This window comes from Parvimonas sp. D9, from assembly GCF_035282565.1.
GTDB lineage: Bacteria > Bacillota > Clostridia > Tissierellales > Peptoniphilaceae > Parvimonas > Parvimonas micra.
Map to the genome: position 1 here is coordinate 153645 of NZ_JAYKBM010000001.1, position 24342 is coordinate 177986.

Annotated in this window: 24 protein-coding genes; 22 read left to right on the forward strand and 2 right to left on the reverse strand. The window is 27.2% G+C overall.

Translation table 11 applies throughout. The features are described 5' to 3' along the window. Positions 1–34 precede the first annotated feature (34 nt). Genes VJI94_RS00855 through VJI94_RS00865 form a run of 3 tightly spaced genes read left to right on the forward strand, consistent with a single transcriptional unit; the run spans position 35 to position 3556 of the window. Positions 35–718, forward strand: coding sequence for a response regulator transcription factor (locus VJI94_RS00855; RefSeq protein ID WP_004833500.1), 684 nt, complete (start codon positions 35–37; stop codon positions 716–718). After that, positions 703–2181 (forward strand): HAMP domain-containing sensor histidine kinase, encoded by a 1479-nt coding sequence (locus VJI94_RS00860; protein WP_324007994.1) that lies wholly within the window; start codon positions 703–705, stop codon positions 2179–2181. The genes VJI94_RS00855 and VJI94_RS00860 overlap by 16 nt, the downstream gene beginning before the upstream one ends. Then, positions 2171–3556, forward strand: a complete 1386-nt coding sequence (locus tag VJI94_RS00865) for a hypothetical protein (RefSeq protein WP_324007995.1) — start codon at positions 2171–2173, stop codon at positions 3554–3556. The genes VJI94_RS00860 and VJI94_RS00865 overlap by 11 nt, the downstream gene beginning before the upstream one ends. Positions 3557–3598: 42 nt before the next feature. On the opposite strand, the gene VJI94_RS00870 is transcribed toward VJI94_RS00865, so the two are convergent. Beyond that, positions 3599–4531 (reverse strand): selenium metabolism-associated LysR family transcriptional regulator, encoded by a 933-nt coding sequence (locus VJI94_RS00870; RefSeq protein ID WP_324007996.1) that lies wholly within the window; start codon positions 4529–4531, stop codon positions 3599–3601. A gap of 213 nt (positions 4532–4744) precedes the next feature. Between VJI94_RS00870 and glyA the strand changes: the two genes are divergently transcribed. Next, positions 4745–5983, forward strand: a complete 1239-nt coding sequence (gene glyA / locus VJI94_RS00875; protein ID WP_004833494.1) for a serine hydroxymethyltransferase — start codon at positions 4745–4747, stop codon at positions 5981–5983. Between the two features lie 53 nt (positions 5984–6036). Here the strand turns inward: glyA and VJI94_RS00880 are convergent, their stop codons facing one another. Further along, positions 6037–7797, reverse strand: a complete 1761-nt coding sequence (locus VJI94_RS00880; protein ID WP_324007997.1) for a glycerophosphodiester phosphodiesterase — start codon at positions 7795–7797, stop codon at positions 6037–6039. Positions 7798–8203: 406 nt separating this feature from the next. Here VJI94_RS00880 and VJI94_RS00885 point away from each other — a divergent pair, with 406 nt between their 5' ends. The 18 genes from VJI94_RS00885 to VJI94_RS00970 all read left to right on the forward strand — a co-directional run bounded on the left by VJI94_RS00885 (position 8204) and on the right by VJI94_RS00970 (position 24323). Next, a complete protein-coding gene (locus VJI94_RS00885; RefSeq protein ID WP_324007999.1) occupies positions 8204–8881 on the forward strand; it encodes a phosphoribosylaminoimidazolesuccinocarboxamide synthase in 678 nt (225 codons plus the stop codon). Between the two features lie 119 nt (positions 8882–9000). After that, on the forward strand, positions 9001–9480 hold the full coding sequence (gene purE / locus VJI94_RS00890; protein WP_248109471.1) for a 5-(carboxyamino)imidazole ribonucleotide mutase: 480 nt from the start codon (positions 9001–9003) through the stop codon (positions 9478–9480). A 15-nt stretch (positions 9481–9495) separates the two neighbouring features. Continuing rightward, positions 9496–10521: a phosphoribosylformylglycinamidine cyclo-ligase gene (gene purM, locus VJI94_RS00895; protein ID WP_324008002.1), complete on the forward strand. Its 1026-nt coding sequence runs from the start codon at positions 9496–9498 to the stop codon at positions 10519–10521. A 17-nt stretch (positions 10522–10538) separates the two neighbouring features. After that, positions 10539–14207 (forward strand): phosphoribosylformylglycinamidine synthase, encoded by a 3669-nt coding sequence (locus tag VJI94_RS00900; protein WP_324008003.1) that lies wholly within the window; start codon positions 10539–10541, stop codon positions 14205–14207. A 1-nt stretch (position 14208) separates the two neighbouring features. Then, positions 14209–14916, forward strand: a complete 708-nt coding sequence (purC, locus tag VJI94_RS00905; protein ID WP_324008005.1) for a phosphoribosylaminoimidazolesuccinocarboxamide synthase — start codon at positions 14209–14211, stop codon at positions 14914–14916. Beyond that, positions 14903–16351: an amidophosphoribosyltransferase gene (purF, locus tag VJI94_RS00910; protein WP_269753828.1), complete on the forward strand. Its 1449-nt coding sequence runs from the start codon at positions 14903–14905 to the stop codon at positions 16349–16351. The genes purC and purF overlap by 14 nt, the downstream gene beginning before the upstream one ends. 18 nt (positions 16352–16369) lie before the next feature. Beyond that, the gene (gene purN, locus VJI94_RS00915; protein ID WP_324008006.1) at positions 16370–16993 is read left to right on the forward strand and encodes a phosphoribosylglycinamide formyltransferase; all 624 of its coding nucleotides are present in this window, start codon (positions 16370–16372) and stop codon (positions 16991–16993) included. 1 nt (position 16994) lies between these two features. Further along, complete coding sequence (gene purH, locus VJI94_RS00920) at positions 16995–18524, forward strand: bifunctional phosphoribosylaminoimidazolecarboxamide formyltransferase/IMP cyclohydrolase (RefSeq protein WP_324008008.1); 1530 nt, start codon at positions 16995–16997, stop codon at positions 18522–18524. Between the two features lie 9 nt (positions 18525–18533). Then, positions 18534–19775: a phosphoribosylamine--glycine ligase gene (gene purD, locus VJI94_RS00925; RefSeq protein WP_324008010.1), complete on the forward strand. Its 1242-nt coding sequence runs from the start codon at positions 18534–18536 to the stop codon at positions 19773–19775. Positions 19776–19908: 133 nt separating this feature from the next. After that, a complete protein-coding gene (rpsF, locus tag VJI94_RS00930; protein WP_118058773.1) occupies positions 19909–20193 on the forward strand; it encodes a 30S ribosomal protein S6 in 285 nt (94 codons plus the stop codon). A gap of 12 nt (positions 20194–20205) precedes the next feature. Then, on the forward strand, positions 20206–20658 hold the full coding sequence (locus VJI94_RS00935) for a single-stranded DNA-binding protein (RefSeq protein WP_324008011.1): 453 nt from the start codon (positions 20206–20208) through the stop codon (positions 20656–20658). 20 nt (positions 20659–20678) lie between these two features. Next, on the forward strand, positions 20679–20903 hold the full coding sequence (rpsR, locus tag VJI94_RS00940) for a 30S ribosomal protein S18 (protein ID WP_004833472.1): 225 nt from the start codon (positions 20679–20681) through the stop codon (positions 20901–20903). Between the two features lie 204 nt (positions 20904–21107). Further along, on the forward strand, positions 21108–21335 hold the full coding sequence (locus tag VJI94_RS00945) for a helix-turn-helix transcriptional regulator (RefSeq protein ID WP_029948965.1): 228 nt from the start codon (positions 21108–21110) through the stop codon (positions 21333–21335). Between the two features lie 107 nt (positions 21336–21442). Then, positions 21443–21769, forward strand: coding sequence for a DUF6442 family protein (locus VJI94_RS00950; protein ID WP_324008012.1), 327 nt, complete (start codon positions 21443–21445; stop codon positions 21767–21769). Positions 21770–21778: 9 nt separating this feature from the next. Then, positions 21779–22108 (forward strand): DUF6442 family protein, encoded by a 330-nt coding sequence (locus VJI94_RS00955; RefSeq protein WP_248109478.1) that lies wholly within the window; start codon positions 21779–21781, stop codon positions 22106–22108. Between the two features lie 15 nt (positions 22109–22123). After that, entirely contained in the window at positions 22124–22330 is a 207-nt protein-coding gene (locus VJI94_RS00960) for a helix-turn-helix transcriptional regulator (protein ID WP_029948967.1), read from the forward strand. Between the two features lie 87 nt (positions 22331–22417). Then, positions 22418–23692 carry a GTPase HflX gene (hflX, locus tag VJI94_RS00965; RefSeq protein WP_324008013.1) on the forward strand — a complete coding sequence of 425 codons (1275 nt, stop codon included), beginning with the start codon at positions 22418–22420 and terminating at the stop codon, positions 23690–23692. After that, positions 23682–24323, forward strand: coding sequence for a YigZ family protein (locus tag VJI94_RS00970; protein WP_324008014.1), 642 nt, complete (start codon positions 23682–23684; stop codon positions 24321–24323). Before hflX ends, VJI94_RS00970 begins: the two co-directional genes overlap by 11 nt. Positions 24324–24342: the final 19 nt, after the last annotated feature.

Here is a 24342-nt window from a genome sequence, read left to right on the forward strand (position 1 = left end):
AGTAGTCTATTTATTTAGTTTTAAGGAGGAAATAATGAGTAAAATATTACTGGTTGAAGATGAAGAAAATATAAGATTGTTTACAAAAATAAATCTTGAAAGAGAAGGTTTTGAAGTTTTAGAAGCAGAAAGTGGAGAAATTGGTGTAGAGCTTGCTTTAAAATATAATCCACAAGTTGTTATTTTGGATGTTATGTTGCCGGGAATAGATGGTTTTGAAGTTTGTAAAATTCTTAGAGAAAAACTTCCCAAGATTGGAATAATAATGCTAACTGCAAAAACTCAAGATGTTGATAGAATTAACGGTCTTGAAAGCGGAACGGATGATTATTTAAGTAAACCGTTTAATCCGGTAGAACTTATTTTAAGAATAAAATCTTTAATTAGACGTCTTGATTCAATTCAAAATAGTAGTGATTTGATAAATATATATCCTTTTAGGTTGGATTTATACTCTAAAAGTTTTTATAAAGATGGAAAAGAAATTGAACTTACACCGACTGAGCTTACTATTATCACTATTTTTATGTCTAATCCTGGAAAAGCATTTTCCAGAAACGAACTTTTGAATATGACATGGGGTGAAGAATTTGAAGGAGATATAAAAATAGTAGATGTCAATATAAGACGACTTAGAGCAAAAATTGAGGATAATTCAAGTAAACCAAAGTATATTGAAACAGTTTGGGGGACCGGATATAGATGGAATTCAAACTAAAATATGACAAATTAGTTGAAAATTTTAATAATATCAAAGATTTCATGTTGAAAAAGTCTTTAAGAACTAGAATAATGACACAGTTTTTTATGGTTATTGTTTTAATAGTTATTTTCTTTGAAATTTTTTTGATATTTACAATAAAAAATTATTACTATTCAGGAGTTACCGGAATAATTCAAAGTCAGGCTAAGTATAGTGCAAAACTTTATGAAATTCATTTAGCCAATTCAAGTTTATCAGAACTTGTTTTAGACGATATTGAAGAATTTTATAGTGAAGTAAATGCACAAGTACAAATTTTAAATAATTCAGGAAAAGTATTATTAGATACCGTAAATGGAAATCAAGTAGGAAGCATTTTATCTACAAGTGATGTTATTTCAGCTAAAAATGGAAGTAATGGATCAAATATATATAAAAATTCTATTTCAAATAAAAATGAACTAGCTGTATCAATTCCTCTTAATAATGGTAATGAACAAGTTGGAATTGCAAGATTTATTATATCTATGGAAAATATAGATAGTATGATTGCACAAAGATATCTTGTATTTTTCCTTTTTGGCTTTTTTGTAATAATTATAGGAGTGAGTATAAGTATTTTTATGAGTACTAAGATTGTTAATCCTATAGAAAAGCTTACAAATGTTGCTTTAAAATTGGCTGATGGGCAGTTAAACGAAAAAGCTGATGAAGTCGGAGATTACGAAATTTCTAAGCTTGGTAGTACAATGAATTTGATGAGTGAAAATTTGGTAAAAAAAGAACAATTAAAGAAGGATTTTATTTCCAGTGTTTCTCATGAATTAAGGACACCACTTACTGTAATAAAAGGATGGGCTTTTACTTTACAACCGGAAGCTAAAAGTAATAAGCTTTTAGAGGATGGGTTAAGTATTATTGAAAAAGAAAGTGACAGATTGGGGAATATGGTTACTGAACTTTTAGATTTTTCAGAAATTAGCAGTGGAAGACTCATAATGAATAAGGAACTATTTGATCTTAATGAACTTGGAATTTTTATAAATAAACAATTAATGCCAAAATCAAGTTCTAAAAAAATAGATATGATTTTAAATTATGATGAAACTAAAAGAGTTATGGTAATGGCAGATAGAGACAGGATTAAACAAGTTTTCATCAATATTTTGGACAATGCTTTAAAATTCACGGACGAAGGTGGAGTTGTTTTAACTGATATAAAAATTGAAGAGGATAAAGCTATTATTGAAGTTATAGATAATGGTTGTGGAATTTCTGAAGATGAAATTTCTTTGGTTACTGGTAAATTTTATAAGGGAAATAACAGTAATTCACATACAGGTCTTGGATTGTCTATTTGTGAAGAAATTGTGAAAGCTCATAATGGTAATCTAATTATAAGAAGTGTTTTAGAAAAAGGAACAGTAGTTAGAGTAGAGTTACCACTTGAAAAGGGAGACATTCAAAATGAGGCATAAAAAATTAATATTTAGTAGTATTGGGATAAGTTTGATAGGTTTAATAATTTTGCTGTTTTTTGTTTTAAGAGGTAATTTTTTTAGATATACAGATATAAATTCTATGATTTCAGAACCTAAAACGAATTCTCTGCTAGTTTCTGGAACATGGAAATTAACTTCTGTAACTTCATTAAGTGATGGTAGTGAGGCAAAAAGTTCAGATGATAAATTGTATATTAGTGAAAAATTTGTTTATTTTGAAAAGACTGGGACATCCAATCCTAAATTCAAATTTAGACAGGTTAATTTTAAAAACTATTTGTTATATAATGGAGTTATAACTGATAAGATTAGTATTGATTCTGATGAAGTTATTGTAGTTTCTATAAGAGATGAGAGGAATTTTTATAAGGAATTTATAGTTTTAGATAAAAATAAAATAGCTACAATTCATAATAAAAAATATTATATTTTTGAAAAAATTTCTGATAATGTTGATGAAAATTTAATTGGAGAATTAAATTTGAATGAGAACTTTAAAAACTCAAAAGATACATCATTTTTAATAGGAGTAAAAAGTGTAGGAACAAAAGATATTGATTATGAAACATTTTTAATTAGAAAAAATGGTGATGAAAAGCCGACAGTAAATAAAATAGAGGGGCTTTTAGTAAATAATAAAAATAAATTTTTCCTTGTTAATTCAATTGGAGACAATATTTATATGACTAATGATTATATAAATAATTCAAATAAAGTTAATTTTGATGTAAAGAATTCCACTATAAATTTTTTGAGTAAAAATTATATTAGTCTTGAGTCTTATAATGCAGAAACTAACAAAAAAAATTATTCTATTTATAAAATTGGAGAATTATCAGATGAGAACCAAATGTCTATTAAAGATATTGCAGGAGATAAAGGGGAAAAAGCATATTTCAATAATATAAGAAAACTTGGATATTCAAGTGAAAATATCAATATATATGATATGAAAAATTTTGGAGTTAAGAGAAATAATTTTAATTGGATTTTTAAAGGAATATTAAGTAATTATTCTCGTGATAATTTTGTTTCAAGTGAGATTGATTTAGATTTGATTCCAAATGTTGACATTTTCTCTAATAAATCCAGTAAAATTTCAAAATTGAAAGTTAAGGAAAAAGTACAAAATGTACTTGATTATTTCGTCTCTCCGGATGAGAGTATGATTGTGATTTTAACTGCTGATGATATCTCAATGTATGAAATAAAAAATCAAGAAATAGGGACACTACCTATTTTTACAACTAGTTTAAAAAATAGAAGAGAGGTCGTTACTTTTCAATGGATAAATTCAATCAGCAGTGAGCTGACATATACAGAATTCTTAAAAATAAAACAAATTAATTGATCAATGTAAAAAATCTCCATGTAATACATAGAGATTTTTTCATTATATTGAATTTATGTCTAGTCCTTTTTTTAACTCGTTAATTTCATCTATCATAAAATCTTTAAATATTTTATTAATATTGGAAAATTGTAAATTTTTATTGTAAACAAAATAAAATTTTCTGTTTAAATAAAGATTCTTTATATTTAAAATCTTAACCTTATCCTTAAAATCGGATAGATTTAACATTCTTTGAGATATAAATCCACTACCAACACCTTTAGTTATAAGGTCTAAAATAGTATTGGTATCATGAATAGTAGCAACGCTATTAGAGATGACATTTAAAGAATTATTTCTTTTTAATTCATCTTCTACTATCTGTCTAGTTCCAGAGCCTATTTCTCTCAATATAATTTTATCGTTACTCAAATCTTCTATATTAATGACTGAATAATTTTTTAAATCAGGATAAGCATCTTTATTAACTACATACACAATATGATCATCCATAATTTGAGTGTAAATCAATTTTGGATTAGAGATTTTTAATCCTACAATTCCAAAGTCTGTCTCTCCTACTAAAATACTATCAATTACAGTTCTTGAATCGTCATTACTGATATTGAATGATATATCTGGAAATAACTTTGAAAATTTTTCAATCAAATTTGGCAAGATAATCTTTCTGGGAACTGAAGAAACACAGATATTCAAAGTTCCTTTTAAATTTTGAGAATATATGTCCAAATCTCTTATAATTTCATCATAAGAAGCAAGTATATTAAGAGCATGTTTATATACTATACTTCCAGCTTGTGTAAGAGTAACACTTCTTCTTGTTCTTACAAAAAGCGAAGTATTTAGCTCTGATTCAAGTGCTTGTATATGATTTGTTACAGACGGCTGAGTTATGTATAAAACATCAGCGGTTTTTGTAAAAGATTTTGTTTTTACAATGGTAATAAAAGTTTCTAATTGTTTAAAGTCCATAAAATCCTCCTTAGATGTAAATTTTATATATTTTTTTATATTATAACATTTTTTTAACAAAAAGTAAATATTAATTAAATAATATAAATCATAGAGTTTTATTGAAAATCATTATAAATTCAACGTTTATACTTTATATTTTAACTTTTTTAGGAAACGTGTTGACTTAATAATTAAAATGTGATAATATATCATTGTTAGGGGGTATTAAAAATGTTTTCAAATGAGAATATAAAAAAAGTTGATCCAGCTATAGCTGAAGTGTTGGATAAAGAATTAGAAAGACAAAATAGCCATATTGAATTGATAGCTTCTGAAAACTGGGTAAATGATGCGATTTTAGAAGCAGCAGGAAGTATATTAACTAATAAATATGCTGAAGGATATCCTGGGAAGAGATATTATGGTGGTTGTGAAGTTGTAGATGAAGCGGAAAGATTAGCTATTGAAAGAGTTAAAGAACTTTATGGTTGCGAATATGCAAACGTTCAACCTCATTCAGGTTCTCAAGCTAACTTTGCTGCATTTTTCGCTATCTTAAAGCCTGGCGATACTTATATGGGTATGAACTTAAATCATGGTGGACATTTAACACATGGAAACCCTATTAACTATTCAGGTAGTATATATCATCCAGTTCCATATGGAGTAGATGAAAATGGATTCATAGATTATGATGAAGTTTTAAAAATTGCAAAAGAATGTAAACCTAAATTAATTTTAGCAGGTGCATCTGCTTATGCAAGAAAGATAGATTTTAAAAAATTTAGAGAAATTTGTGATGAAGTAGGTGCAGTATTAATGGTAGATATGGCTCATATTGCAGGTCTTGTTGCTGCAGGATTACATGAGTCACCAATTCCTTATGCTGATGTAGTTACATCTACGACTCATAAGACATTAAGGGGACCAAGAGGCGGACTTATTTTGTCCAATGCTGCTGCAAATGAAAAATTTAATTTTAATAGAGCAGTATTTCCTGGATCACAAGGTGGACCATTACTACACATAATAGCTGCAAAGGCTATAGCTTTTAAACAAGCGTTAGAGCCTGAGTTTAAAGAATATCAAAAACAAGTTTTGAAAAATGCTCAAGCATTAGCAAAAGGATTAATGAATAGAGGAATTAAACTTGTATCTAATGGTACAGATAATCATTTAATGCTAGTTGATTTGAGAGATTATGATATGAGTGGTAAAGAACTTGAAAAGGCATTAGATTCCGTTCGTATTACTTGTAATAAAAATACTATTCCAAATGATCCAAGATCACCATTTGTTACAAGTGGTATAAGACTTGGAACTCCAGCAATTACTACTAGAGGATTTAAAGAAGAAGAAATGGATTTAATAGCTGAAGCAATTGCCGAAGTTATAAAGAATGGAGAAGAAGGTAAAGAAAAAGCATTGAAAATAGTTGAAGAATTAACTAAGAAAATTCCTTTAAAATAGTATTATTTAATATTTATAAAAAAAAGACGTCAGCACATTTTACTGACGTCTTTTTATGGAATTAATGATATTATCTTATTAATTATTAATTGTTCGAAATTAAAATTATTTTTTTCCAATTCTAAAATTTCTTTTGAAAGAGTAACTTCATCTGTTATTATTCCGTCTGCACCACTAGAGTATGCCTTTGTGATATCTTCATGAGTATTCGCAGTCCAGATATATACTCTTTTTCCATTTTTTTGAATTTTTCTTATCATTTCGTTCGTTACTATTTCTTTTTCTATGCAGAAAAAATCTACAAATTTCATGTTGTAAAAATTGCCATAACTAAAAGCTAAAATTAGTCCCGTTGGAATATTTGGCTCTATATCCTTGACTTCTTTTAATGCTTTAGGAGATAATGAAGAAACAATTACATCATAAGGTTTATCTTTGATTAATTTTGTAACTTCTTTAGCTAAATTCTTTTCATTATTCTTAAAAGGTTTTAATTCTATATTTAATTTTATCTTTCCTGAAGTTTTTTCAAGAACAGTTTGTAAATTAACAAAATTATATTCTTTAGAATTTTTTTTATCAATTATTTTATATTTTTTTAATTCTTCAAAAGTTAAATCTTCAATATTAACTTTTTTTCCAGTAAGTCTTTTCAAGTTATGGTCATGCGATAAAACAACTACATTGTCTTTGGTTAATACAACATCAATTTCTGCAAATTCTGCTTCGTTTTGTATAGCTTCATTTATAGATTCCAATGTGTTTTCAGCAGAATTTTTTGTGCTTCCTCTATGAGCCATAATATCCGGTTTTAAATTTCTAAAAGTATGATAAAATTTAATTTCTTCATTTGAGTTTCTGTATTTACTAAAAATTCCGGCAAAAATTAGAAATATTATTACAAGAGACATCTTTAGTTTAATTTTATTTGTAGGATAGACTATGTTACTAAATTCAACATTGGTTGAAGTTTTAAAATAAAATTTTGATAAATCATAAAAGGTAACGGTATTTGATAAAACATTTGTGAAAATTTTTAAAATTGTTGCTATAGATAAATAAGCTATTATTCCAATATTACTTAATGTTTTATTACTTGTTTGCATATAAAATATTAATATTATAACAAATAAGAAGATAAATTTTACTATTTGAATTAGTAAATTTTTTATTCCTATTATTAATAGTACTTTTATACTTTTGAAGATATTTTGTTTAATTCTCTTAAAACTTATTTTTATGCTTTCTATAAAATTTTTATTTTCTAAAAAAAATATATGGTAAACAAACAATAAAATTATTGAAAAAATTATTGCTAAAATAATTATGATAGTAAATAAAACTATGCCTGTAGTCGAATTTAAAATATATTCAGTAATAAAATTGGGAATTTTAATTCCTTTATGAATTGATGTTGATATTGGTATGTTTATGGATACTAATATCAAAATTAAGTAATTTTGTATTTTTTTTATTTTAGATTTAACTAGTTTATATGAATTATTGAAAATCTCTAAAATAGAAACTTCATTTCCAAGTCTTATTTGATTTGTAGTAAATATAAACCCACTTACTTCAAATAATTTAACTATGGAAAATGAAAAAATAATTATTAAAATAGACCATATTTTTGCTGGAGATTTTGCGAAAATACTAGGACTTTCTATATAGAAAAAGCCAAATTTAGTTAATTTTAAAATATATGAAAAAAATTCTTTTGCAAAAGGCAATAAAATAACAATAAAAGCCAGTTGATATAATAAGTCAAAAATTAATAAATTTTTAAAGCTTTTTTTTCTTAACAGTTTAAACATATTATTTCCTTTCTAAAAAATATATAGATAATGATAACATAAATTAGAAAAAATATAAAGAATTATAGCTTTAAATTTTAAGTTTGTCATTAATTTAATCAAAATTTAAATTACTTTATAGATAAAAAAACTCATTTGATTTTTAATAAAAATATTTTTTAAAGTCATATTGACAAAATACAATTTTCTTGCTATCATTTAGTTGTAAGTTAATTACGATTACTAAAATGAAATAAAATCTATGAGAGAAAGAGTATCTAGGGTTCCGAATTTTGTTGCTGGTCCGAGCGATACGAATACTTTTTAAGTATTACACCTAAGGGAGAAAAGCCCAGGAGGTAGGTTTCGCTTGAAGCCTACTTGCTGGGCTTATTTATTTCTTATGTTTAATTTTAGGAGGTATTTTATGGAAAAAATTTACACTGGAAAGACAAAAGATATTTACAAGAGCGAAGATGGAAATTACGTTTTAAAGTTTAAGGATGATGTTACAGGAGAAAATGGAGTTTTTGATCCGGGTGCTAATACTGTAGGTTTATCAATTGAAGGTGTAGGACATGAAGGTTTAAAGATTACTAAATATTTCTTCGAAATTTTAAAGGAAAAGGGAATTAGAACTCATTATATAGATTGCAATTTAAACGAGAATACTATGACTGTAAAACCTTGCGAAGTTTTTGGTAAAGGTATAGAAGTAATTTGTAGATTTAAAGCTGTAGGTAGTTTTATAAGAAGATATGGTTTATATGCAAAACCTAATGATGATTTAGATACTTATGTTGAAATTACATTAAAAGATGATGAAAGATGTGATCCTTTAATTACTAAGGATGCACTTGTTATGTTAAATATATTAACAGAAAAGGAATATGAAGACTTAGTAGCACTTACTAAAGAAATTTGTACTATTATTAGAGATGTTTTAAAAGAAAAGGGACTTACTTTATACGATATTAAGTTGGAATTTGGTAAAGTTGATGGAGAAGTTGTATTAATTGACGAAATATCTGGTGGAAATATGAGAGTCTATAATGGAGATAAAATTGTTGCACCAACTGATTTATATTCTTTTTTGCTTAAATAATCATAGCCGGAGAATATTTCCGGCTTTTTATATTGTGATAAATGAAGTTTTTTATTACTCACTCAATTTTAATTATAGATTATGTGGGGTTAATATTTAAATTATTTTTGGAGGTAAATATGAAAGTAGCATTAATTATGGGCAGTATTTCTGATAAAGATATTGCTAAAAAAACTTGTGATATTTTAAAAAAATTTGGAATAGAATATGATGCAAGAGTTATATCTGCACATCGTTCATTAGAATTTGCAATAGACTTTGTTAACAAAATGGAAGAAAATAAGATTGAACTAATTATAGCATTTGCAGGTAAAGCAGCTCACCTAGCAGGTGTTTTAGCTGGCATTTCAACAGCTCCTGTAATAGGAGTACCTGTTAAAGCTTCAACTCTTGACGGATTGGACGCATTACTTTCAACTGTTCAAATGCCTAAAGGGGTGCCTGTTGCAACTGTTGCTATTGATGGAGCAGAGAATGCTGGTATTTTAGCAACGCAAATTCTTTCAATAAAATATGATGAATTAAAAGTTAAACTTAAAGAATATAAGCTTGAAATGAAAGAACAAGTAAAAAAAATGGATAATGATTTAGATATATAAATGGAGGATATTTTAATGGCATTAACATATAAATCTGCAGGAGTAAATAAACATGAAGGATATAATGAAGTAAATTTAATAAAAAAATTTATAAAAAATACTTATACAGAAGGTGTTCTTTCTGATTTAGGCGGCTTTTCAGGACTTTTTGAACTTGGAAAAGATTTGAAAAATCCTGTTTTGGTTTCCGGAACTGACGGAGTTGGAACGAAAGTAAAATTAGCTCAAATGATGGATGTTCATAATACAGTTGGAATAGATTGTGTTGCAATGTGTGTTAATGATATTTTATGTCAAGGTGCTAAACCTTTATTCTTCTTAGATTATATTGCTACCGGAAAACTTGTTGCAGAAAAAATGGCAAGTATTGTTGAAGGTGTTGCAGAAGGATGTATTCAATCAGGAAGTGCTTTAATTGGCGGAGAAACTGCTGAGATGCCAGGAATATATAAAGAAGAAGATTATGATATTGCAGGTTTCTGTGTAGGTGTTGTCGAAAAAGATAAAATAATTGATGGTAAGAAAAATGTAAAAAAAGGAAATGTTATTTTAGCATTACCATCTTCAGGGGTTCATAGTAACGGTTTTTCTTTAGTCAGAAAGATAATTTTTGATTGTAAAAACTTTTCATTAAACGATATGATAGAAACAGGAAAAACTTTAGGGGAAGAACTTTTGACTCCAACTAAAATTTATGCGAAATCAATAGTTAATTTGTTAGAAAAATTTAAGGTAAATGGTCTTTGTCATATAACAGGTGGAGGAATTTATGAAAATGTACCAAGAGTTTTAGGTGATGATGTTGATGCTAAAATTATAGAAAAAAATATTCCTCAAAAAGAAATTTTTTCACTTCTTCAAAGATGGGGAGAAATTTCAAAAGAAGAAATGTATGGAACTTTTAATATGGGGATAGGTATGTTAATCTTTGTAGAAAGAGAAGATGTTGAAGGAATAAAAGGCTTATTTAAAGAAATGAATGAGGAAATTTACGAAGTTGGAGAAGTTGTAGAAGGAAATTCTAAAGTAATTTTATGTTAGTAAATTTTGGAGGAATTATGGATAAGAGAATTTTTGTTAAGAAGAGGGATGGATATAATAAAGAAGCTTTAGATCTTAAAAACAATTTAAATATAGAATATAATTTAGAAATAAAAGATTTAGAACTTTATATTATATATGACATTTACAATATCAATGAAAAAACATATGAATTAGCTAAAAATTCAGTTTTCTCAGAAATAATGATTGATGAAGTAGTTGAAGACATAATACTTCAAGATGGAAGATATTTTGCTTATGAAACATTACCAGCACAGTATGATCAAAGAGCTGATAGTGCTGTTCAATGTGTATCTCTTTTAGATAATAATTCAAAAATTACTGTAAGAAGCGGAAAACTTATAATTTTTGATAGAGTTTTAAATCAAGATGAAATGGATAAAGTAAAAAAATATTTGGTTAATCCTATTGAATCAAGAATTAAAGATATGAATATTTTGAGTTTTTCAATGAGTTCAGAAATGAAAAAAATGAAAGACTTAAAAGGCTTTTATTCTTTTTCAAAAGATGAATTAATTGATTTAAAAAATGAAATGTCTCTAGCTATGAATATTGAAGATTTAATTTTCATTCAAGATTATTTCAAAAATGAAGGAAGAACACCTACTGAAACTGAAATCTACGTTTTAGACTGTTATTGGAGTGATCATTGTAGACATACAACTTTTGAAACTGTTTTAGACGATATTAAAATTGAATCTGAGCTTTTCCAAAAAGAAATGCAAAGTGCTTTTGATATTTATTTAAATGTTAGAAAAGAATTAAATATTACTAAGCCTATAACTCTAATGGATATGGCAAGTATATTTGGGAAATATCACAAAAGAGTATTAAATGATAAGAATATAGAGGTTAGTGAAGAAATTAATGCTTGTTCATTTTTTACTGATATTGAAAATAATGGAAAAATAGAAAAATGGTTAATTCAATTTAAAAACGAAACACATAATCACCCTACAGAGATTGAACCTTTTGGTGGGGCGAGTACTTGTGTTGGTGGAGCAATTAGAGATCCATTGTCCGGAAGAAGTTATGTTTATCAAGCAATGAGAGTAACAGGTTGTGGAAATATTTTACAAAAAAGAGAAGAAACTTTGAAGCATAAATTACCTCAAGTTGATATTTCTACAAAAGCTACAAGCGGCTACTCATCTTATGGTAATCAAATTGGACTTGCAACAACTTATGTAAAGGAACTCTATGATGACTCTTATGTTGCTAAACATATGGAAGTTGGAGCGGTTGTTGGAGCAGTCAAATACGGAGATTTCAAAAGAGAAACTCCTGTTAAAGATGATATTGTAATCTTAATTGGAGGAAGAACAGGTAGAGACGGTATTCAAGGAGCAAGCGGTTCAAGTTTAATTCATACAAATGATTCTCTTGAAACAGCATCAAGTCAAGTGCAAAAAGGAAATGCCATTGAAGAGAGAAAAATTCAAAGATTATTTAGAAAACCTAAAGTTACAAAATTGATTAAAAAATGTAATGATTTTGGTGCGGGTGGTGTTTGTGTTGCAATCGGAGAATTATCTGATGGAATTGAAATTCATTTAGATAAAGTTTTATTGAAATATGAAGGGTTAAATCCGACAGAAATTGCCACAAGTGAGTCACAAGAACGTATGGCAATTGTAATATCACCAAATGATTATGAAATTTTTATAAAAGAATGTGAAAAAGAAAATATAGAATATTCTAAAGTAGCAACTATAACTGATAGAAGAAGACTAGAGATGTATTATTATGATGATAAGGTTATGGATTTAAGCGCAGACTTTTTGGCAACAAGTGGAGTAAGACAACACTCAAAAGCATTATTATGCGATAATAATGGAAGCAATCCTTTTGAAAATAAGCTTATTTCTAAAGAAAATGTATTAAATGAATTATCATCATTAAATGTAGCTTGTCAAAAAGGAATTGCTCAAAGGTTTGATGCTTCAATAGGTGCAACAACCGTATTAATGCCCTTCTCAGGTAAAAATCAATTAACTCCTGTTCAAGCTGGTATTCAGGCATTACCTACAATTCATTCAACAAGTGATACAGCTACAATTTTGAGTTATGGATTTATTCCAAAGATATCTCATTACTCACCATTCTTATCAGCTATTTATGCTGTTTTAGAATCTGTTGCCAAAGTTTATGCTGTTGGTGGAGATAAAAGTAATTTATATTTTTCTTTCCAAGAATATTTTGAAAAACTTGGAAAAGACAGTAAAAAATGGGGAAAAGTTACTCAAAGCTTACTCGGAACTATCTATGCTCAAAATGAGATAGGATGTCCAAGTATCGGAGGAAAAGATAGTATGTCTGGAACATTTAACGAATTAAATGTCGTTGAAACATTGATATCTTTTGCATGTACTCCTGTTAAAATTAAGAATGTAATTTCTCCGGAATTAAAAACAATTGGAAATTATATATATTATGTTCCTATTGTAAAAAATTCGAAAGGATATCCTGAAATTAAGGAAACATTAAAAAGCTATGAACTAATAAATGAACTTATAAAATCAGGTAAAATTTTATCAGCATATGTTCAGGAAGAAGGTAGTGTAGTAAGTTCTCTAGTAAAAATGGCAGTTGGAAATGGTTTAGGTTTTACAGTTAATAAGGAAAATATTTTAAATTTTGATCCTGCATCAATTGTTGTAGAATCAAATTGTGAATTACCTTTTGAAAAAATTGGAATGGTTAGTGAAGAAATATCTATAAATGGAATTAAATTTGATTATGATGAAATATATAATGCATATACAAAAACATTAGATAAAATCTATCCTTTATATCAAAATTTAGACTGTGGAAATTGTGAAAATTTATCTAATTATAAAATTGAAAAAAAATATTTTAAAGAATATATTGAAAATGTAAATGTCTTAATTCCTGTATTTCCTGGAACTAATTGTGAATATGACGTAGAAAAAGCATTTATTGACGTAGGTGCTACAACAAAAACTGTTATATTTAGAAACAAAAAGGAAGATGATATTGAAAAGTCAATTGATGAATTGGTAAATGGAATAAAAGATGCACACATTATTATGATGCCAGGCGGATTTTCAAGTGGAGATGAGCCTGATGGAAGTGCAAAGTTCATAGTAAATGTTTTAAAAAATGAAAAAGTTAAAGATGCAATTCATAAACATTTAGATGATAAAAAATTAATTTTGGGTATTTGTAACGGATTTCAAGCATTAATTAAGTCAGGACTTATACCTTACGGAAGAATAAAGTCTTTAACTGAAGATGACTTAACATTATATAGGAATGACAGCTATCATCATATTTCAACAAGTGCTATAACTCGTGTTGCAAATTTAAATTCTCCTTGGACTCAAGATTTTGAAATTGGACAATTGCATGAAATTATGTTTAGTCATGGTGAAGGAAAACTTGTTGGAAACAATATTGAGAAATTTAAGGATTTATGTGCCTTCCAATACTGTGATTTTGAAGGTAATGCAAATAGCAATGGAAAATTTAATCCTAATGGTTCATTATATGCCATTGAAGGTATGATAAGTGAAGACGGATTGGTTTTAGGAAAAATGGGACATAGTGAGCGTTATGGAACCGGTTTATATAAAAATAAAACTATAAAAGGAATTCAAAATATATTTAGAAATGGTGTAAATTATTTTAAAGGAGAAAAATAATATGAAACTTTTATATGAAGGCAAGACAAAACAATTATTTCAATGTGAAAATAATGAAGAAATATATATTCATTATAAAAATAGTGCAACTGCATTTAATGGAGAAAAAAAGGAGGAATTTGATAAAAAAGGCATTTTAAATAATACAATCACCTCATTTATTTTTGAGTATTTAGAAAAAAATGGAATAGAAACTCATTTTATTAAAAAAGTGAATGATACCGATCAAATCTGTAAACATGTTAAAATTATTCCTTTAGAAGTTATTACTAGAAATATAGTAGCGGGTTCTATGGCTAAAAGATATGGTTTAGAAGAAGGTATGAAATTAAAAAAGCCAATTTTTGAACTGAGCTATAAAAATGATGAACTCAATGATCCTCTAATAAATGATGACCATGCAATAGCTTTAGGAATTGTTTCAGAAGAAGAACTTTCTTTTATAAAAAAAGAAACTGAAAAAATTAATGAACTTTTGAAAAAATTTTTTTTGAAAGCGGGATTGATTTTAGTTGATTTCAAAATTGAGTTTGGAAAAACAAGTGACGGTAAAATAATTTTGTCAGATGAAATTTCTCCTGATACTTGCAGATTATGGGACGTAAAAACGAGAAATAAACTTGACAAAGATCGTTTTCGTAGAAATTTAGGTTCAGTTATGGATGCATATGAAGAAGTTTTAAGGAGAATAACAAGTGCGTGGAATTAATGAAGAATGTGGAGTTTTTGGTGTCTGGAATCATAAGGAAGCTTCAAAGTTAACATATTTTGGGCTTCATAGTTTACAACATCGAGGTCAAGAAGGTGCAGGTATTATAAGTTCCGATGGAGAAACTTTATATAGTTATAGAAATTTAGGATTAGTTTCTGAAGTTTTTAAAGATAAAGAAATTCTCTATAATTTAGTTGGAAGTTCTGCAATAGGACATGTAAGGTATGCAACTGCAGGAGATAATAGTGTTAGAAATGTTCAACCATTTTTATTTGACTTTTATGATATGAGTATTGGTATTTGTCATAATGGGAATTTAGTGAATGCTAAAACTTTAAGATTGGAATTAGAAAAAAATGGTGCTATTTTTCATTCTTCATCAGATACTGAAGTATTAATTCACTTAATCAGAAGAAGTAAAAAAGAAACTTTTGAAGAAAAATTAAAAGAGAGTTTAGGTAAAATTAAAGGAGGATTTACTTATTTGATTTTAACTAAAAATACTTTATATGGAGCAGTTGATCCTAATTCTCTGAGACCGCTAGTTATTGGAAAAACTGAAAATGATACCTATGTTATGGCAAGTGAAACTTGTGCTATAGATAATATAGGAGTTGAATTTCTTTGCAATGTAAAAGCTGGTCAACTAGCTATAATCGATAAAGACGGTCTTAAAATTGAAAATTATACTACTCCTGATAGGATTTCTATTGCTGCTATGGAATATGTTTATTTTGCAAGACCGGATTCGAATATTGCAGGAGTAAATGTTCATACTGCAAGAAAAAACACAGGCAGAACTCTTGCAAGAGAATGCCCTGCAGATGCAGATATAGTAGTTGGTGTACCTAATTCTTCACTTTCTGCAGCAAGCGGATTTGCAGAAGAAAGTGGTCTACCTTATGAAATGGGATTGATTAAAAATCAATATATTGCAAGAACTTTTATTCAACCTACTCAGGAGCTTAGAGAGCAAGGTGTAAGAATGAAATTATCTGCGGTAAAAGGGGTTGTTAAAGGAAAAAGAGTTGTTATGGTTGACGATTCAATTGTTAGAGGAACAACATGTAAAAGAATCGTTAAACTTCTAAAAGATGCAGGAGCTTTAGAAGTTCATGTTAGAATAGCCTCTCCGCCTTTTGTCTTTCCAAGTTTTTATGGAATAGATATTTCTACTTCAGGAGAACTTATTGCTGCTAATAAGACATTGGAAGAAATAAAAGAAATAATAGGAGCAGATTCATTAGGATATTTGAGTGAACAGGGACTTGTAGATTCAATAGGTCTTAAGTTTGATGCTCCATATAACGGATTATGTATGGATTGTTTTAATGGAGACTATCCAGCAGGATTGTACGATTATGAAGAGGATTTTAATAATTCTTTAACTGATATTCAAAGAAGAATTTTAGAAAGAAAAATAAATAAGTAATTTTAGGAAAGGTAAATTATGATGAATGTTGCTGTATTTATTTCAGGTGGAGGAACAAATTTACAAGCCATTATTGACGCTATTAAGGAAAATAAAATTAATGGAAAGATTAAATTGGTTTTTTCAAACAGAAAAAATGCTTATGGGCTTATAAGAGCACAAAATGAAAGTATTGATACATTTTATTTGAATAGAAAGAAATTTTTTAGTGATGAAGAATATGATGAAAGAATACTTGAAGAGCTAGAAAGAAAAAACATTGATTTAATTATACTTGCAGGTTATTTGAATATTTTATCTTCAAAGTTGGTTTCAAATTATTCAAATAGAATTATTAATATTCATCCATCTTTAATTCCTTCTTTTTGTGGAGACGGGTTTTATGGAGAAAATGTTCATAAAGCAGTTATAAAATCAGGTGTCAAATTTACCGGAGCTACAACACATTTTGTTGATGAAAATGTAGATACCGGAGCTATAATATTACAAGATGTTGTTCCAATTTTTATAAATGATGACTTTGAAACTGTTGCTAAAAGAGTTTTAGAAATAGAACATAAAATATTGGTGAAGACAGTAAAGGCATTTTGTGATAATAAGATTGTTTTTAAAGATAATAGAGCATTCATAGTGGAGGAATAAGATGTCAAAAAGAGTGTTAATAAGTGTTTTTGAAAAAGATAATATTGTTGAATTTGCAAGTGAACTTGTAAAATTAGGATGGGAAATTATTTCAACTGGAGGAACTTATAAAATTTTAAAAGAAAGTGGACTTAATGTTATTGAAGTTGATGAAGTAACTAATTTTGAGGAAATTTTAAATGGTCGTGTTAAGACATTACATCCTTTTATACATGCTGGAATTTTATATAAACGTAATGAACAAAGTCATGTTGAAACGGTTGATAATCTTGGTATTTCTTCAATAGATATGGTTGTAAACAATTTATATCCTTTTGAAAAAGTTTTAAATAGTGAAAATAAAACACATGAAGATTTAATTGAGAATATTGATATAGGTGGTCCTTCAATGATTAGAGCTGCGGCTAAAAACTATAATGATGTATCTATTGTTGTTGATCCTAAAGATTATTCTGAGATTATTGAAAGATTGAAGGAAGGTAAATTGGATAAAGATTTTAGATTGTATCTATCTTGTAAGGCTTTTAATTATACTGCATATTATGATGCATTGATTTCATCTTATTTCAATGATTTATTAAATATTGATTTTCCTGAAAAACTAACAATGACTTATAAAAAAGTTAATAATTTAAGATATGGAGAAAATCCTCATCAAAATGCTTCTTTTTATGAAAAAGTTTATATTAAGGATGATGAAAAAACGGATTTTAAGCAATTACACGGAAAAGAATTGTCATATAATAATTTAACTGATATGTACTCAGCTATTAAAATTGTGAAAGAATTTGATGAACCTTGTGTAGTTGCAGTTAAACATAACAATCCTTGTGGACTTGCAATTTCAGATTATATTGATGATGCTTATGATAAGGCTTATGCTTGTGATTCAGTTTCAATTTTTGGGGGAATTATAGCTCTAAATAGAGAAGTGACAAAATATATAGCAGAAAAGATAAATAGTTTTTTTGTAGAAATTGTAATTGCAAATAAATTTTCTAAAGAAGCCATTGAAATTTTAACTCAAAAGAAAAATATTAGATTAATTGAAGTAGCAAATATTTCAGATTTTAAACTTCCAAAAACAACAATAAAAGAAGTTTTAAATGGTATAGTTGTTCAAGATTATGATAAAGTTTTATTCAAAGAAGATTTAAAAGTTGTTACAAAGAGAAAACCAACTGAAGAAGAGTTAAAAAATTTAATTTTCGGTTTTAAAGCTTGTAAAACAGTTTGTTCAAATGGAATTGTAATCGTAAAAAATAATGCTACTATTGGAATAGGACAAGGAGAAGTTAGACGCTCGTGGGCAGTTGAAGAAGGATTAGAAAGAGCAAAAGAAAATCTGAAAGATGCAGTTTTAGCATCAGATGCGTTTTTCTTCGAAGATACTGTCGAATTATTAAAAGAAAATGGAATTAAAGCAGTAATTCAACCGGGAGGTTCTATAAAGGACGAGAACGTAATAAAATTATGTGATGAATATGGCATAGCGATGGTATTTACATCTACAAGGCATTTTAGACATTAGGAGGAATTCATGAAAATTTTAGTTATTGGTAATGGTGGAAGAGAAGATGCTATTTGTAAAAAAATATCTGAAAGTAATAGATGTACTGAACTTTTTTGTTCAAAAGGTAATGCAGGAACTCTTAGATATGCTAAAAATGTCGAATTGAATAGTAACGAAGAAATTTTTGAGTTTTCAAAGAATAATAATATTGATTTAGTAGTTGTAGGGCCGGAAGCTCCACTTTGTGAAGGTATTGTTGATTTGTTTAAAGATAGTAATATAAAAGTTTTTGGGGCAGATAAAAAAAGTGCAAGACTTGAAGGTAGTAAAGACTTTGCAAAAAAATTTATGAAAAAATATGATGTTCCAACTGCAAGATATGAAACTATAAAATCAATAGAAGAAGGAAAAAAAGCTATTGAAAATTTTTCATATCCAATAGTTATAAAGGCTGATGGACTTTGTGCAGGAAAAGGTGTTAGAATTTGCAATACCAAAGAAGACGTTTTAGATTATTTCAAAGAACTTTTTGAAGATAAAATTTTTGGAAAAGAAGGGAGCACAGTTGTTATTGAAGAATTTTTGAGAGGAAAAGAAGCTTCTTTACTTTGTTTTGTATCTAAAGGAAATTTAATTCCTATGGAAAGTGCAAGAGACTATAAGAGAATTTTTGATAATGATGAAGGTGAAAATACAGGAGGTGTAGGCTGTTATTCGCCGAGTGAGTTATTTAATGAAGAATTAAAATTAAAAATTGAAAAAATTTTAGAAAAAATTTCAAATGGATTAAAAAAAGAGAATTTAGAATATTCTGGCGTACTTTTTATTGGATTTATGATAGATGAAGATGCTAAAGTATTAGAATTTAATGTAAGATTTGGAGATCCTGAAACGGAAGTAGTTTTACCTAGAATGGAAAGTGATTTACTCTTAGCTATAGAAAAATCTTTAGATGGCAGTTTAGAAAGAGAAGATTTAAAATGGAAAAAAGAAAAATGCTTAACAGTTATTTTAACTTCTAGAGGTTATCCTAAAAATTATGAAAAAGGAAAAGAGATATCTGGAATAGATTCAGTTGACAAAGATATTTATGTTTATCATAATAATACTAAGGTTAATGGAAATAAAATATTGACAGATGGAGGTAGAGTTTTATCTATTACAGCACTTGGTAATAGCTATGATGAAATTAGAGAAAAAGTTTATAGAAATATTGAAAAAATATCATTTGAAACAAAACAATATAGAAAAGATATTGGAAAAATGTAATATTCTATAAATCTAAGTGAAGTGTATGTAATTTTTTACCTAAAAACTTTACATATATTTTTTTGTATGATATAATATACCAGTAAATCCTTGCTCGATAAAAAGAGCCGGAGACCATAAGGAGGTGAATGTAATGAGAAAATATGAAGGAGTTTTTATTTTTAAACCGAATTTAGAAGATGATGTGAGAAACCAAGCATTTGATAGAATCAAAGCAGCTATTGAATCTAATGGGACTATTACTGAAATTAATGAATGGGGAAATAGAAAACTTGCTTATGAAATTAACTACATTAAAGAAGGATATTATATTATAGTTAATTTTGAAGCTGCTGCTGAAGTAGTTGCAGAAGTAGAAAGAAGATCAAGAATATCTGATGCTATCATTAGATATATGGTTGTTAAGCAAGAAGCTTAGTGGAGGAACTTTATGAATAGTGTAATTTTAATAGGTAGATTAATTAAGGATCCGGAATTAAGATATACTCAAGCATCCGGTAGCAGTTATGCTAGATTTACTATTGCAGTAGATAAAGGAATGTCTAAAGAAAAGAAACAGGAATTGGAAGTTAAAGGTCAACAAACAGCTGATTTTATAAATATTGTTGTTTGGGGTAAACAAGCTGAAAATTGCCAAAAATATTTGCAAAAAGGTAGAAATGTAGCAATTCAAGGAAGACTTCAATCAGGAAGCTATACTGCTCAAGATGGAACTAGGAGATTTGTTACAGAAGTTTGGGCTGAAAGAGTTCAGTTTATTGATTGGGGAGATAGAGCTCAAAAACCTGCTGCAACACAAGGATTTGGTTCATTTGATACAGGAATGGATGACGGATTTGATTTACCTTTTCAAGATGCATCAGATGAAGAAATTCCATTTTAATTTTTAAAGGAGATAAAAATATGCAAAGAAAATTTAGACCAAGAAAAAAAGTTGTTGCATATTTCTCAGATAACAGTAAACCACTTGATTATAAAGATGTAAATACTCTAAAAAAATTTATTAGTGAAAGAGGTAAAATTTTACCAAGAAGAGTAACAGGTGCTACTGCTAAACAACAAAGAGAAATTACAGCAGCGATAAAAAAAGCTAGACAAGTTGCATTATTACCATATAGTGCGGAATAATTTGTAATTAACGGGAGAGTAATCTCCCTTTTTTATTTATATAATTACAATAATTTTGACTATTTGCTAAATGTAAATTGTTGAGAAAACTCTTGTTATTTTTAGTATTTAAAATTAATTGACTTTTAAAATTTTTAATGATAAAATGATTGTGTAATATATTTTTAATTTTATTATATGGTTTTTTATAAGAGAGGTGAGCTTATGAATAATAAATTATCCGAAAAGAATAATGTTGAAAAATTTAGAGTTGAAAAGGAACTTTCACAAAGAGAATTAGCCAATCTGATTGGTGTTTCAACCGAAACAGTTGTTTCAATAGAAAATGGAAGTTTCATTCCAGACATAAGACTTGCTCTTACAATATCCACTGAGTTAAATAAAAAATTTGGAGAGGTTTTTTTCTTCAATGCTGGTTGTAAAATATTTTAATCAAAGTACACTCTTTACGAGTGTATTTTTTTACATATTATTGACAAGTATACTTGGTGATGCTATAATGTAGTTGACAATAAAACTTTGCAAAAGGAGTGGTAAATATGAATAAAGAAGAAATACTTAAAAAGAGCAGAAATTTGAAAAATAATGAACATTTTGATAGTATTGTAAATAAATATTTACGTACTCAATCTATAATTATTTCTTGTTTGTGTATAATGTTAGTATTATTTAATTTGAGTATTGGTAAGGGATATTTTGAGTTATTTGCTATATTATTATCAATTCATGTAGTTTTAAATTTTAGTCTATATAAGTACTATTCCAAGAAAATGTATTTATATTTCTGTGGAGTATATTTATTAATATGTTTAAGTTATTTAATATTATATATTGTTAGTGAACTTAAGAAAGTTAATATTATATAGGAGATAAATATGACTAAAGATGAAATACTTAAAAAAAGTAAGAAAGAAAATTGTATTGCTGATGAAATGAAAATATATGTTAATCGTACAGAAAGTGAAAATGCATATTTATTTTTAAAATCCATATTGATTATTTTATTTATAATTTCATCTATTAAAGTAGAATATTATGGTAATTTTTTTGTAAGTCCATATTTATTTTCATTTTTACTATTTGCTGGAATTACTTCACAACTTTTAACAAGATACCATTATTATAAAAAAACAAAAGACCTGATTTTAATTTTATTTTTTATTTTTTTAGTTATATTATCAGCTTGGTTATGTTTTATTTATTAAAAATAAGAGGTTTTTATGGATGAAGATTTAAAATTAAAGAATAATTTAAAAAAAGTTAGGGTTGAAAAAGGGATGTCTCAGCAAAAACTTGCTGATTTAATAGGAGTTTCAAGAAATACTATAAGTTCTATTGAAACGGGACAATTTAATCCAACTGCAAAACTGGCTTTGATTTTGTGTGTAGCCTTAGATAAAAAATTTGAAGAATTATTTTATTTTTAAAAGATATGATTTAATAGCATATCTTTTTATTTGTTTTTATATATTAATTTGTGATACAATTAAGTTAATATTAATAAAGGAGTTTTTATGAATCAGAGAGTTATTACTGTTACAGTAAATATAGATATGGATGAAAAGACTTTAGAAGATAAGGTTATCGAACTGGAAAAATTAGTTGAGGCTTTGGACGGAGAAGTAGTTTTAAGTTTGACTCAAAATAAATCTTATGTAGATAAGGCTTTTTATATTGGAAAAGGAAAAGTAAATGAAATTAAAGATTATTGCGAAAAATTAGATGCTGAATTTGTAGTTTTTAATAATGAATTAACAGGTTCTCAAGTAAAAAATCTTGAAGAAATTATAGGGATTAGGGTTATTGATAGAACTAATTTAATTTTAGATATTTTTAGTGAAAGAGCAAGGACAAAAGAGGCTAAACTTCAAGTTAAACTTGCAAAATTAAAATATACTTTACCTAGATTATCTGCACTTAGAAGTGGTTTTTCTAGACAGCAGGGTGGAATTGGTGGTAAGGGTATAGGTGAACAGCAAATAGAATTGGATAGAAGAACTATAAATAGAGAAATTTCAAGTATTACTTCACAGCTTAAAGAGATTGAAAAGAATAGAAATGAAATTAGAAAAAAGAGAATTAATTCAAAAGAGCTAATTATTTCTCTTGTCGGATATACAAACACAGGGAAGTCAACTTTGATAAATAAGTTGATTTCATATGGGAAAGATGAAAATTCTGAAATTAAAGAAGTGTTTGTTAAAGATATGTTATTTGCTACATTAGATACTTATGTTAGAGAGGGATTGCTTTTAAATGGCTCAAAAGTAATGTATGTAGATACTGTAGGATTTGTTTCTGATATTCCACATAATTTAGTTGAAAGTTTTAAAGGCACACTTGAAGAGATAAAATATTCAGATTTAATTTTGCATGTAGTCGATATTTCAAATGTCAATGTAGATGAACAAATTAAAATAACCAATGATATGATAAAAAAACTTGAATGTGAAGATAAAAATGTAATTTATGTTTTCAATAAAGTTGATAAATTAGCAGATGAAAACATTAAATTTCAATATGCAAATATTGAAAATAAGGTATTTATAAGTGCAAAAAATGATGAAGATATAATTTTGTTATTGAAAGAAATTGAAAAAGTTTTATTTTCGTCATTAGTAAAAACCGAACTTTTAATTCCTTATGACAAACAAAAAATTGTGAGTAATATTTTAAATAATTATATGCCTGAGTTTGTAGAACACATTGAAACCGGAAGTTTTTTAAAAGTCTCTTTAAAAAAGGAAGATTATGAAATTTACAAAGGATATGAAGTAAATGAAAAATAAAGAAAATTTTTTAAGTATTTATAGTAATCAATCATATAGTTTAACAATAAATAAGTCGGAATTTATTGGGCATGCTTTTTATGTTGAAAGTGTTGATGAGGCAGAAAAATATATTTCTGAAATAAGAGAGAAATATAAAGACGCAACTCATAATTGTTTTGCATATATAATTGGAGTGGATAAGTTAATACAAAAGTATTCTGATGACGGAGAGCCTTCAGGAACTGCCGGAATTCCAATGCTTGAAGTTTTAAGAAAAAAGGACTTAACTAATTGCTTGGTGATTTCCACTAGATATTTCGGTGGAATCTTACTAGGAGCGGGAGGACTTGTTAGGGCATATACTAAATCTATAGTCGGAGTGCTGGAAAAGTCCAAAATTGTAAGAAAAGAGCTTTTTTACAATCTGGATATAGTTTTAGATTATATTTTTTTAGGGAAAATTGAGAATATTCTAAAAAATTTTGACTTAAAAATTTTAAATATTGAATATCTCGAAAAAGTCAAAATAAATTTGTCAGTAAGAAAAGACAAATTTGAAAGGTTAAAAAATATTATGATTAATGAAACATCAGATAATTGCATCATTAAGATTAATGAAGAAAATTATGGTTCAGTATTTATTGAATAGTTTATAAACGTTTTTATGC

What these genes read in the sequence shown, in the direction of transcription:
- VJI94_RS00860 (WP_324007994.1), top strand. Translation starts at nt 703, where the DNA reads ATGGAATTCAAACTAAAATATGACAAATTAGTTGAAAATTTTAATAAT.
- rpsR (WP_004833472.1), top strand. Translation starts at nt 20,679, where the DNA reads ATGCAAAGAAAATTTAGACCAAGAAAAAAAGTTGTTGCATATTTCTCA.
- VJI94_RS00885 (WP_324007999.1), top strand. Translation starts at nt 8,204, where the DNA reads ATGGAAAAAATTTACACTGGAAAGACAAAAGATATTTACAAGAGCGAA.
- rpsF (WP_118058773.1), top strand. Translation starts at nt 19,909, where the DNA reads ATGAGAAAATATGAAGGAGTTTTTATTTTTAAACCGAATTTAGAAGAT.
- VJI94_RS00900 (WP_324008003.1), top strand. Translation starts at nt 10,539, where the DNA reads ATGGATAAGAGAATTTTTGTTAAGAAGAGGGATGGATATAATAAAGAA.
- VJI94_RS00935 (WP_324008011.1), top strand. Translation starts at nt 20,206, where the DNA reads ATGAATAGTGTAATTTTAATAGGTAGATTAATTAAGGATCCGGAATTA.
- VJI94_RS00945 (WP_029948965.1), top strand. Translation starts at nt 21,108, where the DNA reads ATGAATAATAAATTATCCGAAAAGAATAATGTTGAAAAATTTAGAGTT.
- VJI94_RS00880 (WP_324007997.1), bottom strand. Translation starts at nt 7,797, where the DNA reads ATGTTTAAACTGTTAAGAAAAAAAAGCTTTAAAAATTTATTAATTTTT.
- glyA (WP_004833494.1), top strand. Translation starts at nt 4,745, where the DNA reads ATGTTTTCAAATGAGAATATAAAAAAAGTTGATCCAGCTATAGCTGAA.
- purN (WP_324008006.1), top strand. Translation starts at nt 16,370, where the DNA reads ATGATGAATGTTGCTGTATTTATTTCAGGTGGAGGAACAAATTTACAA.
- VJI94_RS00960 (WP_029948967.1), top strand. Translation starts at nt 22,124, where the DNA reads ATGGATGAAGATTTAAAATTAAAGAATAATTTAAAAAAAGTTAGGGTT.
- purC (WP_324008005.1), top strand. Translation starts at nt 14,209, where the DNA reads ATGAAACTTTTATATGAAGGCAAGACAAAACAATTATTTCAATGTGAA.
- purD (WP_324008010.1), top strand. Translation starts at nt 18,534, where the DNA reads ATGAAAATTTTAGTTATTGGTAATGGTGGAAGAGAAGATGCTATTTGT.
- VJI94_RS00950 (WP_324008012.1), top strand. Translation starts at nt 21,443, where the DNA reads ATGAATAAAGAAGAAATACTTAAAAAGAGCAGAAATTTGAAAAATAAT.
- purE (WP_248109471.1), top strand. Translation starts at nt 9,001, where the DNA reads ATGAAAGTAGCATTAATTATGGGCAGTATTTCTGATAAAGATATTGCT.
- VJI94_RS00955 (WP_248109478.1), top strand. Translation starts at nt 21,779, where the DNA reads ATGACTAAAGATGAAATACTTAAAAAAAGTAAGAAAGAAAATTGTATT.
- VJI94_RS00865 (WP_324007995.1), top strand. Translation starts at nt 2,171, where the DNA reads ATGAGGCATAAAAAATTAATATTTAGTAGTATTGGGATAAGTTTGATA.
- purM (WP_324008002.1), top strand. Translation starts at nt 9,496, where the DNA reads ATGGCATTAACATATAAATCTGCAGGAGTAAATAAACATGAAGGATAT.
- hflX (WP_324008013.1), top strand. Translation starts at nt 22,418, where the DNA reads ATGAATCAGAGAGTTATTACTGTTACAGTAAATATAGATATGGATGAA.
- VJI94_RS00970 (WP_324008014.1), top strand. Translation starts at nt 23,682, where the DNA reads ATGAAAAATAAAGAAAATTTTTTAAGTATTTATAGTAATCAATCATAT.
- VJI94_RS00870 (WP_324007996.1), bottom strand. Translation starts at nt 4,531, where the DNA reads ATGGACTTTAAACAATTAGAAACTTTTATTACCATTGTAAAAACAAAA.
- VJI94_RS00855 (WP_004833500.1), top strand. Translation starts at nt 35, where the DNA reads ATGAGTAAAATATTACTGGTTGAAGATGAAGAAAATATAAGATTGTTT.
- purH (WP_324008008.1), top strand. Translation starts at nt 16,995, where the DNA reads ATGTCAAAAAGAGTGTTAATAAGTGTTTTTGAAAAAGATAATATTGTT.